At 73.3% G+C, this 14,764-nt stretch carries 17 protein-coding genes; 9 read left to right on the top strand and 8 right to left on the bottom strand.

Annotation, left to right across the window (positions count from 1 at the left end; genetic code table 11):
• Window positions 1-3 precede the first annotated feature (3 nt).
• Genes SJY07_RS11105 through SJY07_RS11090 form a run of 4 tightly spaced genes read right to left on the bottom strand, consistent with a single transcriptional unit; the run spans window position 4 to window position 2,792 of the window.
• On the bottom strand, window positions 4-411 hold the full coding sequence (locus SJY07_RS11105) for a hypothetical protein (protein ID WP_380159099.1): 408 nt from the start codon (window positions 409-411) through the stop codon (window positions 4-6).
• Entirely contained in the window at window positions 408-1,310 is a 903-nt protein-coding gene (locus tag SJY07_RS11100) for a hypothetical protein (RefSeq protein WP_380159097.1), read from the bottom strand. Before SJY07_RS11100 ends, SJY07_RS11105 begins: the two co-directional genes overlap by 4 nt.
• The gene (locus SJY07_RS11095; protein ID WP_380159095.1) at window positions 1,307-1,816 is read right to left on the bottom strand and encodes a sigma-70 family RNA polymerase sigma factor; all 510 of its coding nucleotides are present in this window, start codon (window positions 1,814-1,816) and stop codon (window positions 1,307-1,309) included. Before SJY07_RS11095 ends, SJY07_RS11100 begins: the two co-directional genes overlap by 4 nt.
• A 25-nt stretch (window positions 1,817-1,841) precedes the next feature.
• A complete protein-coding gene (locus SJY07_RS11090) occupies window positions 1,842-2,792 on the bottom strand; it encodes an AraC family transcriptional regulator (protein WP_380159093.1) in 951 nt (316 codons plus the stop codon).
• A gap of 93 nt (window positions 2,793-2,885) precedes the next feature.
• On the opposite strand from SJY07_RS11090, the gene SJY07_RS11085 reads away from it, so the two are divergent.
• Complete coding sequence (locus SJY07_RS11085) at window positions 2,886-3,614, top strand: SDR family NAD(P)-dependent oxidoreductase (protein WP_380159091.1); 729 nt, start codon at window positions 2,886-2,888, stop codon at window positions 3,612-3,614.
• Window positions 3,615-3,671: 57 nt separating this feature from the next.
• Here SJY07_RS11085 and SJY07_RS11080 read toward each other — a convergent pair whose 3' ends face one another.
• A complete protein-coding gene (locus SJY07_RS11080) occupies window positions 3,672-4,295 on the bottom strand; it encodes a TetR family transcriptional regulator (protein WP_380159089.1) in 624 nt (207 codons plus the stop codon).
• A gap of 81 nt (window positions 4,296-4,376) precedes the next feature.
• Here SJY07_RS11080 and SJY07_RS11075 point away from each other — a divergent pair, with 81 nt between their 5' ends.
• The 5 genes from SJY07_RS11075 (at window position 4,377) to SJY07_RS11055 (ending at window position 9,334) form a co-directional block, all read left to right on the top strand.
• The gene (locus tag SJY07_RS11075) at window positions 4,377-5,873 is read left to right on the top strand and encodes an MDR family MFS transporter (RefSeq protein WP_380159087.1); all 1,497 of its coding nucleotides are present in this window, start codon (window positions 4,377-4,379) and stop codon (window positions 5,871-5,873) included.
• A gap of 82 nt (window positions 5,874-5,955) precedes the next feature.
• Window positions 5,956-6,759: a GPP34 family phosphoprotein gene (locus SJY07_RS11070; RefSeq protein WP_380159085.1), complete on the top strand. Its 804-nt coding sequence runs from the start codon at window positions 5,956-5,958 to the stop codon at window positions 6,757-6,759.
• The gene (locus tag SJY07_RS11065) at window positions 6,752-7,075 is read left to right on the top strand and encodes a hypothetical protein (RefSeq protein ID WP_380159083.1); all 324 of its coding nucleotides are present in this window, start codon (window positions 6,752-6,754) and stop codon (window positions 7,073-7,075) included. Before SJY07_RS11070 ends, SJY07_RS11065 begins: the two co-directional genes overlap by 8 nt.
• A gap of 47 nt (window positions 7,076-7,122) precedes the next feature.
• Window positions 7,123-7,701, top strand: a complete 579-nt coding sequence (locus SJY07_RS11060) for a helix-turn-helix domain-containing protein (protein ID WP_328294218.1) — start codon at window positions 7,123-7,125, stop codon at window positions 7,699-7,701.
• A gap of 28 nt (window positions 7,702-7,729) precedes the next feature.
• Window positions 7,730-9,334 carry an MDR family MFS transporter gene (locus tag SJY07_RS11055; RefSeq protein ID WP_380159080.1) on the top strand — a complete coding sequence of 535 codons (1,605 nt, stop codon included), beginning with the start codon at window positions 7,730-7,732 and terminating at the stop codon, window positions 9,332-9,334.
• Window positions 9,335-9,412: 78 nt separating this feature from the next.
• On the opposite strand, the gene SJY07_RS11050 is transcribed toward SJY07_RS11055, so the two are convergent.
• The 3 genes from SJY07_RS11050 to SJY07_RS11040 form a co-directional block, all read right to left on the bottom strand.
• Window positions 9,413-10,423 carry a Gfo/Idh/MocA family oxidoreductase gene (locus tag SJY07_RS11050; RefSeq protein WP_380159078.1) on the bottom strand — a complete coding sequence of 337 codons (1,011 nt, stop codon included), beginning with the start codon at window positions 10,421-10,423 and terminating at the stop codon, window positions 9,413-9,415.
• 218 nt (window positions 10,424-10,641) lie between these two features.
• Window positions 10,642-11,295 carry a LuxR C-terminal-related transcriptional regulator gene (locus SJY07_RS11045; protein WP_380162268.1) on the bottom strand — a complete coding sequence of 218 codons (654 nt, stop codon included), beginning with the start codon at window positions 11,293-11,295 and terminating at the stop codon, window positions 10,642-10,644.
• Between the two features lie 29 nt (window positions 11,296-11,324).
• On the bottom strand, window positions 11,325-12,554 hold the full coding sequence (locus tag SJY07_RS11040) for a sensor histidine kinase (protein WP_380159076.1): 1,230 nt from the start codon (window positions 12,552-12,554) through the stop codon (window positions 11,325-11,327).
• Window positions 12,555-12,668: 114 nt separating this feature from the next.
• Between SJY07_RS11040 and SJY07_RS11035 the strand changes: the two genes are divergently transcribed.
• Genes SJY07_RS11035 through SJY07_RS11025 form a run of 3 tightly spaced genes read left to right on the top strand, consistent with a single transcriptional unit; the run spans window position 12,669 to window position 14,762 of the window.
• Window positions 12,669-13,082, top strand: a complete 414-nt coding sequence (locus SJY07_RS11035) for a PspC domain-containing protein (protein WP_380159074.1) — start codon at window positions 12,669-12,671, stop codon at window positions 13,080-13,082.
• A gap of 43 nt (window positions 13,083-13,125) precedes the next feature.
• A complete protein-coding gene (locus tag SJY07_RS11030) occupies window positions 13,126-14,538 on the top strand; it encodes a PspC domain-containing protein (protein ID WP_380159072.1) in 1,413 nt (470 codons plus the stop codon).
• Window positions 14,535-14,762 (top strand): hypothetical protein, encoded by a 228-nt coding sequence (locus tag SJY07_RS11025; RefSeq protein WP_380159070.1) that lies wholly within the window; start codon window positions 14,535-14,537, stop codon window positions 14,760-14,762. The genes SJY07_RS11030 and SJY07_RS11025 overlap by 4 nt, the downstream gene beginning before the upstream one ends.
• Window positions 14,763-14,764: the final 2 nt, after the last annotated feature.

Here is a 14,764-nt window from a genome sequence, read left to right as displayed (position 1 = left end):
GCGTCACCCGGCGCCGAGGGTGCCGTCGGCGGCGGCCACCACGTCCGCCCGGTACACGATCGGGCCGCAGCCGTGCCCGTTGACGTCGACGCGGTGCAGCGTCGCCGTGCCGGTGGCGTCGAACACGACGGAACCGACGGCGTCCGCGACCCGGAGGCTGACGTCGACCGTCCCCTCCTTCGTCAGCGTCTCGTCGTCGACGCCGACGAAGCCGGTCCCCACCCCGACCTGCGCCTCGGTGCAGACCTCGCCGACGCACGCGCGCACCGACGTCGGGTCGGTGAGGGGCAGCCCGCTCAGGTCGAAACCCACCCCGGAGGAACCGCCCATCAGGGTGCAGGCGCGGCCTTCCGACGTCGAGCAGCCGGTGAGGCAGCCCGCCAGCGCGACCACCGCGAGGAGCTTCCTCACCGGGAGACCTCGAGCACGGGACGGGTGCCGGGAGCCGCCGCCGAACCCGCGGGAACGTCGACGCCCCCGCAGCGGGCCGCGGCAGCCGCCCCGTCCGGTCCCAGCACGTGCTGGACGTCCGGCAGGGGTCGACCCCAGACCTCGACCCGGTCACCGACCCCGATCCGGGTCCCGCCGGCCAGCACCACCTGCTGCGCGGCGGCGTCCCAGGTCGAACCCGTCGGCCAGACCAGCAGCGCCTCGTCCAGCACGAGGCACCCGGTGTCCAGGCCGACGACTCCCGTGCGCCCCCAGGCGTCCCGGCCCTCCTCCGGCTCGGCGGCGACGGTGATGACGGGCGCGACGAAGTTCCCGCTGAGCGAGTCGATCCGCCACCGGCCGCGGTCGTCGCGGACGACGACGAACGACCCGGCCCAGGGGCCGGTGCCGGTGGTCCAGGAGACCCCGACGGTCACCGTCTCCTGCCACCCGTCGAGCCTGGTCGTGGGTTCCGGGACGCCGACGGCGATGTCCGTGGCCTGCAGTTCCTCGGCCGTGACGTCGATCCGGGCGCCGTACCCGGGCACCCAGTAGTCGTCGTAGGCGCGGGCGCTGTCTCCCACCAGCTGGGCGGACAGGAACCTGCGCACGATCTCGTCGGGACCGGGAGCGGCCGCCGCCGAGGTGCCGATCGCGGTGCTGTCCCGAGTGCGGGTCCACGGCCAGTCGACGTCGACGATCGCCGCCGGGACGGCCAACCCCAGGACGACGGCGAGTCCGGCCGTGACGGTGAGGACACGCCTGCGCTGCCGACGCCGCCGACCGCGGAGCTTGACGGTCACCAGGTCGAGCGTGCTGGGTGGGGCGGGACGGGTCTCCAGGGCGGTCCGCAGACTGGTGACCAACGGGTCGTCGCTCATCGTCGGGCTCCATCCGTCGGGGGGACGAGGTGCTGTTCGAGGAACCGCCGCGCGTGGTGCGCCTGGCTCTTCACCGTGCCCTCGCTGCACTCGAGGAGGTGGGCCACCTCGGCGACCGGCAGGTCCTCCAGGAACCGGAGGACGGCGACGGCGCGTTGCCGGACGGGTAGACGTCCCAGCAGGTCGAGGGCGTCGAGCCGGCTCGCGCTGCCGTCGGTCTCGTCCGCGAGCACGGGAACCGGGAGGGACTCGTCGGGGACCGAGGACTCGCGCCGGCGCCACGCGCGACGGTTCTCCGAGACCAACCGGTGGATCAACGTGGTCCGTGCGTAGGCGTACTCCTCGCCGTCGCGTCGGACCCGTGGCCAGGCAGCGTAGACGCGTTCCATCGTGTCCTGCACGACGTCGTCGCTGTGGTGCCAGTCGTGGCACCAGGCGTAGGCCGGCCGACGCAACCGGGGCATGGCGTCGACGGCGAACACGTCGAACGTCCTGTCGGAGCTCACGCGAGCACCACCCCCTCACCAACACCTACGCGCCGGCCCGCTCCCGAGGTTGCACGCCCGCCCGGAACTCCGTGCGGTAGCGCCCGGGGGTCCGGCCGTGGGCTCGGGTGAACGCCCGGGTGAACGCGGGCACCGAGAGGTAGCCGACGGCGGGCGCGATGACCTCGATCGGGTCCAGCGTCTGACGCAGCCGGGCCGCGGCGAGGTCCATCCGCCACGTCGTGAGGTAGGCGGCGGGAGTCGTGCCGATGACCGCCGGGAACCGTCGGGCCAGCGTCGCCCGGGACACCGAGATCGCCGCGGCGAGCGACGACGTCGTCCACCCCCGGGCCGGGTCGGCGTGCAGCTCCTCCACCGCCGGCCCGACGACCGGGTCGCCCGCCATCGCGAGCCAGGTCCCGGCGCAGGCGGCGGGCCGGTCCGCCGTCCAGGCCCGGAACAACTGCACCAGCACGATGTCGACCAGGCTGTTGAGCACGGCCGTCGTCGCGACCTGCGGCGTGGCCAGCTCGTTGCCGAGCATGCGGACGGTGTCGTCCAGACAGGTGCCCGCCGTGGCCGCGACGTGCACGACGTCGGGGAGGCCGGTGAGGACCTGGGTGAGGACCGTCCGGTCGCAGACGTAGGCGAGGGAGACGATCCGCGTGGTGACCGGGCCCGAGCCCAGGGCGATGACCTCGCCCGCCAGGGTGGCGCGGGCGGTCGCCGTGCGGTCGCACCGGGACCCCCGCGTTCCCGGCGCGTCGCCGAGGGTGTGCGGGATCCCGGCACCGACCAGGACGACGTCACCGGCGGACAGTTCCAGGGGGTCGCGCTCCGGTGCGGTCAGCCAGGCACTGCCGGCGGTGACGATGTGCAGGGCGGCGCCGTCGGGGACGTCGGCGAAGGCCGTCGCCCAGTTCCCGCCGGCCTCGACGCGCGCCCCGAGGGTGCCGCAGATGCCGGAGATCGAGAGCACGTCGCTGAGAGGGTCCACCCGGGAAGGGTAGCCGTCCGGATGAGGCAGACGGGCAAGGATCCGAGGCGATCAGGCATCGATCAGCGCACTCGACGCCCCTACGGTCGAAGCATGGAACTCCACGGCAGCACCGCCCTCGTCACCGGCTCGAACCGCGGCATCGGCCACGCCTTCGCGACCGAGCTGCTGCGTCGTGGCGCGAAGGTCTACGCCACGGCCCGCCGCCCCGAACTCGTCGACATCCCCGGCGTGCACGTCCTACGCGTCGACACCCTCGACCAGACCACCATCGACTCGGCCGTCGCGGCGGCCGGCGACGTCGACGTCCTCATCAACAACGCGGCGTTCACCGCCGGCGGAAACCTCGTCGGGGGTGACATGGACGCCATCCGCGCGGTGATGGACTCGAACTACTACGGAACCCTCGCCATGGTCCGGGCGTTCGCGCCGGTCCTCGCCCGCAACGGCGGCGGGGCGATCCTCAACGTCCTGTCCGCCGCGGCGTGGGCGACGGTCGAGGGCAACTCCGCCTACGCCGCAGCGAAGTCCGCGCAGTGGGGCCTGACCAACGCGATCCGGGTGGAACTCGCCGGACAGGGCACCCAGGTCTCGGCGCTGGTCCCCGGGATGACCGCCACCGAGCCGATGAAGGCGTTCGCCGCGGAGTTCGCGCCGGACCTGCCGGCCGGCGCGATGAACGAACCCGCCGACCTGGTGAACCTCGCGCTCGACGGCCTGGAGGCGGGAGAGCTCGAGATCCTCGACCGGTACGGGGTCCAGGCCAAGGAGCTGCTCGCCGGTCCGCCGCGGGCGTTCGACCTCAGCGGCCTCACCGCCTGACCCCTCCCGCCCGTGATCTTGCCGGGACCCCCTGCACGATCACGGGTCGGGTCGGGGTCAGGTGGCGGTGATCTCCCGCAGTGCGGCGCAGCTCGCGCGGTAGATCTCCACCAGGTCGGCGTCCTCGCCGTTCTCGCGCCGCGCGGCCCAGTCGTCCAGGGCGGCGCGCAGCCCGGCGCCGAGGGTCTCGGAGATGATCCGGGTCCGCAGGTCCACGGTGGCCGAGCCGGTCGCGTCCGCGATCCGCCGGAAGAAGGCCCGTGACTGCTCGGCGTCCAGGCGCAGCAGGGCACCGCGCAGTCCGGCGTCCTCCATCACCAGGCAGCGCACCCGCAGCATCCGCTCGACGGACCCGGCCTCGGCGACCATCTCGGCGAGGACGGCGGCGATGGCCCGCTCGAAGTCGGCGAGGGAGGACGTCTCGTCGACCCGGGCCTCGAGGCGTTCGGCCAGGGCGTCGTCGAAGGCGCGGTTGGCGCCGAGCGCCGCGTCCTCCTTGGTGGGGAAGTAGCGGAAGAAGGTGCGCGGTGAGACCCCCGCGGCGGCGGCGATGTCGTCGACGGTGGTGCCCTCGGAGCCGTTGCGGGCGAAGAGGTCGAGGGCGGCGTGCTCGATCTCCGCCTGGGTGGCCAGTCGGCGGCGTTCGCGCAGGTCCGGGACGACGGTCCCCAGGTCGGTCACGGGAATGAGGATAACGACTGTCGAGTTGGCAGACACTGCCATTAGGGTTGTGACTGTCACCACCACGAGGAGTCCCCACCCATGTCCACGAACGAGGACGTGACCCTGCCCGGGGTCGCGACCGACGCGTCCGCCCCGCCGATCGAGAAGGACCGGCTCGCGCCGGGCGACGCCACCGTCATCGCCCTGCTGCTGGTCTCCGCCTTCGTCGTGATCCTCAACGAGACGATCATGGGTGTGGCGCTGCCGCGGCTCATGGCCGACCTCGACATCACCGCCGCCACCGGTCAGTGGCTCACCACCGGCTTCATGCTGACCATGGCCGTGGTCATCCCGGCCACCGGTTTCATCATGGACCGGTTCCGGCTGCGCCAGGTCTTCATCGCCGCGATGAGCCTGTTCAGCCTCGGCACGGCGATCGCGGCGGTCGCGCCCGGTTTCGAGGTGCTGCTGCTGGGCCGCATCGTCCAGGCCAGCGGGACGGCGGTCATGATGCCGCTGCTCATGACCACGGTGATGACCCTCGTGCCCGCGGCCGGCCGCGGCAAGACGATGGGCATGGTCTCGGTCGTCATCTCCGTCGCCCCGGCCATCGGGCCGACGATCTCCGGCGTCATCCTCTCCGCGCTGTCCTGGCGGTGGATGTTCATCATCGTGCTGCCCATCGCGTTGATCGCCCTCGGGCTCGGCGCCTGGAAGGTCCGCAACGTCACCGCTCCGCGCGACGCCCGCCTCGACGTGCTGTCGCTGGTGCTGTCCGCGATCGGGTTCGGTGGCCTCATCTACGGCCTCGCCAGCATCGGGGAGTCCGCCACCGGCCACGTCCCGGTCGCGCCCTGGATCCCGGTCGCGGTCGGGGTCGTCGCGCTGGCGACGTTCGTCGCGCGGCAGTTCCGCCTGCAGCGCACCTCGAACGCGTTGATGGACCTGCGGGTGTTCGCGAACCGGTCGTTCACCGTCTCGACCGTCGTTCTCGCGACGAGCTTCATGGCCCTGTTCGGCACCCTCATCGTGCTCCCGATCTTCCTGCAGTCCGTCCTGCAGCTGGGATCGTTGGAGACCGGTCTGCTGCTGCTGCCCGGTGGCGCCGTGATGGCCGTCCTCTCGACCGTCGTCGGGCGGTTGTTCGACCGCTTCGGTCCGCGGCCGCTGGTCATCCCGGGGGCGGTCCTGGTCAGCGGGGCCCTGTGGCTGCTCACGACGCTGCACCCGGGGACCCCGGCGGGCATGGTCGTCCTGGTCCACACGGTGCTGAGCGCCGGGCTGGCGTTCATGTTCACGCCGCTGTTCACCTCGGCGCTGGGCTCGTTGCGCGCGGAGCTCTACGGCCACGGCAGCGCGATCGTCGGGACCGTCCAGCAGCTGGCCGGCGCCGCCGGGACCGCCCTGTTCGTGACGGTCCTCTCGACGAGGTCGGCCGCCAGCCTGGCGGACGGTTCCTCGGTGCTGAACGCCACGGCCGACGGGGTCCGGGGGGCGTTCTTCTGGGGCGGCATCATCTCCCTCGTCGCGCTCGTGCTGGCGCTGCTGATCCGGCGCCCGCCGGTCGTCCCCGGCCCCCGCGTCCCGGTGCACTGAGTTCCCGCCGCAGTTCCCGTCACGAACGGCCGACCTCCCCTCGGGAGGTCGGCCGTTCGTCGTCGCGCCCTAGGCTCGTGGCGTGCTGATCGCCGACCGGGCCGCCCTGCTCCTGCTGGACCCCGACGGTCGCCGCCGGGTGAGCGCCCGCCCGGCGGCTGCCGTGCTGGCCGGGGCCCTGCTCTCCGACCTCGTCCTCGCCGGTCGCGTCGTGGCCGACCTCGACGTCACGGCGCTGCGGGTCCTCCCCGGCCGGGACCCGGTGCCCCGTCTCGCCGCCGCGCTGGGGGCGGTCACGCTCACCTCGGGCGCGGTCCGCGCCACCCTCCGCAGGCTCGTCGAGCGCCCGCTGTGGGCGGAGTCGACGGCCGAGCTGGAGAAGGCCGGTGCGCTGGTGACCGAACGTCGTCGTCGGCTCCTGGTCTTCCCGGTGGTGCGCTGGTGGCCCGAGCAGGCGGTCCTCGGACCCCAGCAGGAGTCCGTCGCGGCCGCGTTGACGGCGGCCGGGGTCCGACGCGCAGCCGCCGCCGTCGACCCGTCGACCGTCAGCCTGGTGGCGCTGCTCGCGGGCGTGGGTGGCCTCGGCGCCGTCCCCGGGCTGCCGGACGACGTGGACCCCGGCGAGGCGGCCGCGGTCCTGGCCGCCGCCCGGACCTTGCCGGCCGACGTGCTGCAGGCCCTGGCGGACATCGAGACGGCCGTCCCCGTGCTCCTGCAGTCCGCTGCCGGGGGCGACTCCGGGACGGACGGCGGCGGTGGGTACTCCGGTGACGGTGGCCACCACGGCCACGGCCACCACGGCGGTCACTTCGACGGGGGTCACTCCGACGGGGGTTCCTCCGACGGTGGTGGGGGAGACGGCGGTGGCGGTGGTGGGGGTGACTGATCCCCTCACGACCCCCGACGGTCGCTACGTCGTCGTCCGGGGCCGGCTGTGGCGCTGCTCCGACCCGTCGTTGGCGCCGGAACGTCGTCAGGAGCTCGTCGAGGAGCTGATGTCGGCGCGCCGGGCGAAGGGGGCGGCGATGCGGTCCGGCGACGACGCCGCCCGGGAGGCGGCCCGCGAGCGTGTGGAGGCGGCGAAGCGGGGACTGGGTGAGCGTGGTCCCGTCTGGTGGGACGACGACGCCCCCGACCTGACGCGGCACCTGGCGAAGAACACGGGCTACGCGGAGTGGTTCGCCGAAGTCTGCGCGGAGTGAATCTTCTGCACTTGACGCACTCCTTGCACTGAGTGCAAGATGGAGACGTGACCGCAGTCCAGCCCTCCCTCCGCGAACGCCGCCGCACCGAGACCACCACGTCGATCGCGGAAGCCGCCCTCGACCTCGCGATCGCCAACGGCTGGGACGCGGTCACCGTCGACGAGATCGCCGCCCGCGCAGGGATCTCCCGGCGCACCTTCTTCAACTACTTCGCCACCAAGGACGAGGCGCTGTTCAGCAACGCCGTTCCCTGGAGCGAGCAGAGCCTCGCGACGTTCACCTCCTCCGACGGTCCCGTCGTCGACGCGCTGGAACTCCTGTTCGTCGCCCGGACCAGCGCGGAGAAGCACGACCGCGAACGCAGCCTCCAGGTCATGCGGCTCGTCGAGAGTTCCCCGGAACTCCTGCCGGGCCTCCTCGGCCGGGTCGCGGCCGGGGAGAAGGCGCTCGCCGACGCGATCGTCACCCGGGATGGGGTCGACGAGTTCACGGCCCAGGTCCTCGCCGCGATCGCGGGCACGATGGCCCGGGTCAGCGGCATGGGCTGGCTCGCCGGTCTGCAGCCCGACCCCGTCACCGCCACCCGCGCGGCCTGGTCCGCGCTGCGCTCCCTCACGTCCTGACCCCACCACGCACCCGCAGGAGAAACCCGTGTCCACCACTGTGCCCTCGAGCGCGCCCTCGGCCGCCGACCGGGCGAAACCTCGCATCGGCTGGATCTTCACCAGCCTCATGCTCGTCATGCTGCTCGCCTCCCTCGACCAGACCATCGTCGGGACGGCGCTGCCCACGATCGTCGGTGAACTCGACGGTCTCCAGCACATGAGCTGGGCCATCACCGCCTACACGCTCGCCATCACGATCGCGATGCCGATCTACGGCAAGGTCGGCGACCTCGTCGGACGCAAACGCCTGTTCATCGTGGCCATCGCGCTGTTCCTGCTCGGCTCGGCGCTCGCCGGGTTCTCGCAGAGCATGACGGAGTTCATCGCGTTCCGCTTCCTCCAGGGCCTCGGTGGCTCCGGGCTGATGATCATGTCCCAGACGATCATCGCCGACGTCGTCCCCGCCAAGGACCGCGCGAAGTTCATGGCGCCCATCGGCGCGGTGTTCGGGGTCTCCGCCGTCGCCGGCCCACTGCTGGGCGGGTGGCTCACCGACGCCGCCGACTGGCGCTGGGTGTTCTGGATCAACCTACCGCTGGGGATCGTCGCCCTCGTCGTCGCGGCGCTCGCGATCAAACTGCCGAAGCGGCACAACTCCGCCCCGATCGACTACGTCGGCATGGTGCTGCTGGCGCTGGCCTCCACCGGCCTCGTCCTCACGATGAGCTGGGGTGGGACGCAGTACGCGTGGGGTTCGGCCACCATCATCGGTCTGGCCGTCGCCACCGTCCTCGCGGCGGTCGCGTTCGTGGTGGTCGAGAACAAGGTCCCCGAGCCGGTCATCCCGATGCGGTTCTTCAAGAACCGGACGTTCGTCGTCACCACCCTGCTCGGTCTCGTCGTCGGCGCCGGGATGATGGGCGCCCTGGCCTACCTGCCCACCTACCTGCAGATGGCCTACGGCGTGAACGCCACCGAATCGGGTCTGCTGCTGCTGCCGATGGTCGGTGCGCTGCTGGTGGCCAGCATCGGGTCCGGCGTGGTCGTCACGAAGACCGGTCGGTACAAGGCGTTCCCGATCGCCGGGACGTTCATCGCCGCCGTCGCGATGTTCCTCATGTCGACGATGTCCGTCGCCACCCCGCTCTGGCAGGTCTGCGTCTACGTCGGCATCCTCGGCGCGGGGCTCGGGTTGTTCATGCAGATCATCGTCCTGGCCGTGCAGAACGCTGTCAGCCCGAAGGAGATCGGCACCGCCACCAGTTCCAACAACCTGTTCCGCGAACTCGGAGTCACCGTCGGCACCGCCGTCCTGGGCACGGTGTTCTCCAGCCGGCTCACCGAGCGTCTCGGTGGCGCGCTGAGCGGTTCCGCGGACAGCGCCTCGAGCCTCACTCCGGCGCTCGTCCGGTCGCTGCCGGCCGACGTGGCCGACGGCATCGTCAACGCCTACGCCGACTCCCTCGTCCCGATCTTCCTCTGGCTGGTCCCGATGTTCCTCCTCGGCACCGTCATCGCGTTCTTCCTCCCCGAGGTTCCGCTGTCCAGCACGGCCCCGATGGGCGAGGGGGAGACCGAGGCGGCCGCCGAGCGGAACGCCGAGGTTCCCGCCCAGAGCACCGGCTCGACCCCCTCCGTGCTCAAGGAGTAGCCGCCGCGGGTGGGATCGTTGCCTCCCCGGTGTCGCTGGACGACACCGGGGAGGCAACGATCCCACGAGGAACGCGCGTCAGGACAGGTCGACGGAGACCGTCCGACCCTCGCGGGCCGACACCTCGCAGGCGTCGGCCAGCACGAGCGCCGCGCGGCCGTCCTCGAACCCGGGGGAACCCGCGACGGTCTCGCCGCGGACCGTGGCGATGAACGCGGCGAGTTCCCGTTCGTAGGCCTCCCGGTAGCGTTCCAGGAAGAACCGGCGGTACGGCTCGCCCGTCGAACTGGAGGCGCCGGTCGAGGAACGCACGATCGTCGGCGTCACGTTCCCGACCTCGAGCAGCCCGTCCGGACCGAACGCCTCGAGGCGCTGGTCGTAGCCGTAGGCGCTGTGCCGGGAGTTCGTGATGACGATGGACTCGCCCCCGGAACCCACGAGGGTCGTCACGGCGGCGTCGAAGTCGTCGTGACCGGCGATCCCGGTGTCGAACTGCCGCAACCCGACCGCGGTCACCGAGACGATGTCCGGCACGAACGAACGCGCCATGTCCAGGTCGTGGATGGCCATGTCGCGGAAGATCCCACCGGACAGGGGCACGTAGTCGGCGGGCGGCGGTTCCGGGTCGCGGCTGGTGATGGCCAGGTGCTCGAGACGACCGATCTCGCCGGCCTGGACGCGACGGCGCAGTTCCGCGAAGTGCGGGTCGAAACGGCGGTTGAACCCGAGGACCACGGGGGCCTTCGCCTGCCGGGCGCGCGAGCGGATCGCGTCGACGCGCGCGAGGTCGAGGTCGATGGGCTTCTCGCACAGGGCGGGCAGCCCCGCGTCGAGGCAGGCCTCGAGCAGGTCGACGTGGGTCGGGGTGGGGGAGGCGATGATCACGGCGTCGACGTCGTCGGCGCGGATCGCCGCCAGCGGGTCCGAGATGGCCCGGCCGCCGAACGCCGCCGCGGTCCGTTCGGCCCCCGCGATGAGGGCGTCGCAGGCGACCTGCAGCACGGCGTCCCCGCTGCGGTGGATGCTCGCGGCGTGGACCTGGCCGATGCGGCCGGTGCCGATCAGCGCGAAGCGCAGGGGCTGGGACATCGGTGTCCTTCCGAGAGGGGCGTGAGTCCGTTGGTGGACCGGTCCAATGCTAAGGAAGCCCCCACTCCCGGTCAACGCCGCCCCTCCCGCGGAAACGACACCCTCCGCCCCACAACGCCCGTCCCGGGGGCGGAAACAACACTTTCCGCCCCCGGAGGCCCCGCGGGAAGGGCGGAAAGTGTTGTTTCCGCGGGACGGGGGAGGCAGGAGGGGGAGGGTCAGAGGAGGCGGCGGGCGGCGGCCCAGCGGGTCAGCTCGTTGCGGTTGGACAGCTGCAGCTTGCGCAGCACCGCGGACACGTGGGTCTCGACGGTCTTCACCGAGATGAAGAGCTCCTTCGCGACCTCCTTGTAGGCGTAGCCGCGGGCGATGAGCCGCATCACCTCACGCTCGCGCGCCGACAACCGGTCGAGCTCGTCGTCGGCCGCGGCGACCTCGCCGGCGCCGGAACCGAACGCGTCGAGGACGAAACCCGCCAGTCGCGGCGAGAACACGGCGTCCCCGTCGGCGACCCGGCGGACCGCCGCGGCGAGTTCCTCGCCGCTGATGGCCTTGGTGACGTAACCCCGTGCGCCGCGGCGGATCACGGCGATGACGTCGTCGGCGGCGTCGGAGACCGACAGGGCCAGGAACCGCACCGGAGGGTCGGCCGTGAGCAGCGACGCGCACTGCGCGAGCACCTGCGCCCCACCGGACCCCGCTCCGGGCGCGGGGTTCTCGTCCGGCCCCGACGGCAGGTGCACGTCGAGCAGCACGACGTCGGGCCGCAGGCGCTGCACCGCCGCCACCGCACCGCTCACGTCGGCCGCCTCGCCGACGACCTCGAGGTCGTCGGCGGAGGAGAGCTCCGCGCGGACGCCGGAGCGGACCATGCGGTGGTCGTCGACGACGAGGACCCGGATCACGACGTGCCTCCCGGCAGTACGAGCGCCACCTCGGTGCCGCCGTCGGCGGGCCGCCGCACGGTCGCCCGACCGCCGGCCCGGCGCATCCGGCCGATGATGGACTCGCGCACCCCCAGCCGGTCGTCGGGCACGTCGTCCACCTCGAAACCGGGACCCCGGTCGCGCACGAACACCTCCACACCTGCACCGACGGCTTCCGCGTACACCGACACGGTCCCACCCGCGTGCCGGCCGGCGTTCAGCAGTGCCTCCCGGGCCGCCTGGGCCAGCGACGTCAGCGGCTTGTCGAGGACCCGGTTGTCCAGGTCGCCCACGACGACGACCTCGACGACGGCCCCCGACACGTCCTCGACCTCCGTCGCCGCGGCCCGCAGCGCAGCCCCGAGCGTGCCGGCGCTCTGCCCGTGGTCGCCGTACAACCACTGCCGCAGTTCGCGTTCCTGCCGTCGCGCCAACCGGGCGACCTCGCCGGCGTCCGACGACCGCTTCTGGATGAGGGTGAGGGTCTGCAGCACCGAGTCGTGCACGTGGGCGGCCAACTCGGCCCGTTCCTGCTCACGCGCCAGGGCCGCCCGTTCCTCCCCGAGGTCCTGCCACAGCCGCACCACCCAGGGCGCCAGCACGACGGTCACCCCCGCGAGGATCCCCAACCCGGCGACCGTGGAGCGCCAGAACTGGGTCGGGTCGCCCACGACGAACAGGAACATCAGGGCGAGGACGACGAGTGCGGCGCCCACCGCCACCCGCAGCGCGGCCCGCCGCCCGTCCGTGGAGTCCGCCACCAGCCGACGTCGACGGGTCGTGTCGAGCTGGCCCCACGCCAGCACCACGCCCGCGCCGGCCACGAGCAGCGGGGCCGCGAACCGCGAGGACCCCCTGAGCAGGTTCATCGCCGGCAGCAACCCGAAGCAGACGACCAGGGCGATCCCGGCCAGGGCGTTGCGGTGCGCCACGACCCACGCGGCGGCGTCGGAACGCTGCTCCGGAGGCAGCGCGAGCTGGTTCTCGTCGGGCAGCAGCAACCACAGCGCCGCGTAGAGCGCGACGCCGAAACCCCCGAGGAACGCCCCTGCGACGAACACCGTCCGCACGCGTGACGACGGGATCCCGGTGTGGGCGGCGACGCCCGCGGCCACGCCGGCGACCCGGCGGTGCTCGACCGCGCGGACCAGGGCCGGTCGCGGTGCGGGCCCCGTCGCGGGGGGTGCCGTCGTCTGCGTGCTCACCCGCCGATCGTGGCACGCGACCCCCACCCCGGGGATCCCCCGAGCGCCGGAACCAGGGTCGACTCAGGGAAACCCCGGATGTGCCCGGGGTGTCCCGGCGAGCAGTCTCGAACCATGACCACGAACGAGAACACCCAGCAGACCGACCCCCGCCCCGAGACCCTGCAGGTCCCGGCCGCGCAGAACTCCGCCGACCGCTTCTTCGCGGCGATCCGCCGCTCCGGCCTCGTCCGCAGCCAGGACCGCTGGGTCGCCGGGGTCGCCGGCGGCATCGCCGGACGCCTCGGCATCGACCCCCTCGTCGTGCGGATCGCCTTCATCGTGCTGAGCCTCTTTGGGGGACTCGGGCTCGGCCTCTACGGCCTCGCCTGGGCCCTGCTGCCCGACGCCTCGGCGGCGGCCGGGCGCATCGAGGCCCAGGCGGCCCAGCGCGGCGACGTCTCCGGCGCCCTGGCCCTCGCGGTCGGGCTCGTCGTCCTCGACCTGATCCTCGGCCAGGGGCTGCTCGGCCTCGGCTGGATCTTCTGAGACCCCCTTCCCCCGTCCCGCTGCCTACCGGGAGAGTCGACCCGTGACCAGCACCACCGCCCCGCCGGAAGGACCCGCCCCCACCGGGCCGGTCCGGGACTGCCGGGCGACGTTCTTCCGCTCCGTGCGCGAGCTCGGGGTCGTCCGTGGCGAGGACCGCTGGTTCGCCGGGGTCTGCGGCGCCGTCGCGGCCCGCACCGGGTACGACCCCCTGCTGGTGCGGGGGACCGTCGCCGCCCTCACCGCCGTCGGCGGTCTCGGTCTGGCCTGCTACGGACTCGCCTGGTTGCTGCTGCCCGACGCACGGAAGTCCGGGCGCATCGAGGCCGAGGCGGCGACCCGGGGCGACGTCTCGGGAGCGGCCTGGCTGGCCGGTGCCCTCGTCGTCCTCGACCTGTTCGTGCCGCGGGCCCTGGTGGGGATCCTCACCACCGGCCGGGCCGGGCCGGGCTGGGGTTTCCTCATCACCACCCTCGTCGCGCTGCTCGGCTGGTGGGTGTTGCGCGACCAGCGCTTCACCCAGTTCGCGCCCCCGCGCCCCCGCCTCTCGCTGGTGAAGACCCCGAAGGCCCCGCCGTCGTCGGCCCACCGGGACCAGCCCGAGCCCCCGCCCGCCGTCGAACCGGGACCCGTCCGTGAACCCGTCGCCGGGTTCGGGTCCGCGACCGAACGCAGCGCCGCCGCCCGGGCGGAGAAGCACCGCCTCGTCCAGGAGCGCGCGCGGGAACGGGCGGCCGCGGCCAAGGCCCGCCGTCGCCCCGGATCGCCCCTGCTCACCACCGCCGTCCTCGGTCTCGCGCTGCTCGCCGCCGGGGCCGTGGTCGTCCTCGGCCTGCTGGTCGACCTCCCCGGTCGGACCGTGCCGCTGGCCTGCTGCGCCGCCGTCGCCGTGATGGGGTTCGGGGCCGTCCTCGCCGGGGTCCGGGGCCGGCGCACGGCCCTGGTCGGGCTCGCCTGGCCCGCGGCGTTCTGCGCCGTCGCCACCTCCCTCCTCCCGCCCGCGACGGGCTGGACCTGGCAGGTGCAGAAGACCTGGAGCCCCACCGGCGCGACGGCGCTGAGTTCCGCGGTGGGACAGCTCAGCGTCGACCCGTCCCGCCTCGACGGGGGACCGGCCCGGGCCACCATCGCCGCGGGGCGCCTCGACGTCCTCGTCCCCGACGACGCGACGGTGCTCGTCGAGGTGCGCGTCCTCGCCGGCTCGGTCCGGTGGCAGGACGTCGACGTCGTGGCGCTCGACGGCACGGCCGCGCAGCGCTCCGTCGAGGGCGCCGACCTCAGGCAGGTCTTCGCCGTCGGTCCCGACGCGGCCGCCCTCGCCGACACCGTGGTGGTCCGCGGTGACGACCCCGCCGACTGGACCGTCCCCGCGGGGACCCCGGAACTGCAGGCCGTCGCCTGGACCGGTGAGGTCCGCCTCGCCGCCGCCGGTTCGACCCTCCTGGAGGACCGGTGAACCCGCGGGGCCCCGACGTCGGGGCCGTCCTCGGTGGTCTCGTCCTGGTGGCCCTCGCGGCGGCCGTCGCGGCGCACGAGGTCCTCGACCGCAGCTGGGACTGGAAGTGGTACGCCGCCGGAGTTCTCCTGCTCACCGGCGTCGCGGTCGTCACGACCGCGGCGGTGGGGGCCCTGGGGGCCGCGCGGGCGGCTCCCCGGGCCGAGGACGACCCGCCCCGGTAACC

Origin of the sequence: Kineococcus sp. R86509 (genome assembly GCF_042466365.1) — a bacterium.
Taxonomy (GTDB): Bacteria; Actinomycetota; Actinomycetes; order Actinomycetales; family Kineococcaceae; genus Kineococcus.
This window is presented reverse-complemented; position numbering and strand designations above follow the sequence as displayed.

What these genes read in the sequence shown, in the direction of transcription:
- SJY07_RS11035 (WP_380159074.1), top strand. Translation starts at nt 12,669, where the DNA reads ATGACCACGAACGAGAACACCCAGCAGACCGACCCCCGCCCCGAGACC.
- SJY07_RS11075 (WP_380159087.1), top strand. Translation starts at nt 4,377, where the DNA reads ATGTCCACGAACGAGGACGTGACCCTGCCCGGGGTCGCGACCGACGCG.
- SJY07_RS11085 (WP_380159091.1), top strand. Translation starts at nt 2,886, where the DNA reads ATGGAACTCCACGGCAGCACCGCCCTCGTCACCGGCTCGAACCGCGGC.
- SJY07_RS11100 (WP_380159097.1), bottom strand. Translation starts at nt 1,310, where the DNA reads ATGAGCGACGACCCGTTGGTCACCAGTCTGCGGACCGCCCTGGAGACC.
- SJY07_RS11045 (WP_380162268.1), bottom strand. Translation starts at nt 11,295, where the DNA reads ATGGTCCGCTCCGGCGTCCGCGCGGAGCTCTCCTCCGCCGACGACCTC.
- SJY07_RS11050 (WP_380159078.1), bottom strand. Translation starts at nt 10,423, where the DNA reads ATGTCCCAGCCCCTGCGCTTCGCGCTGATCGGCACCGGCCGCATCGGC.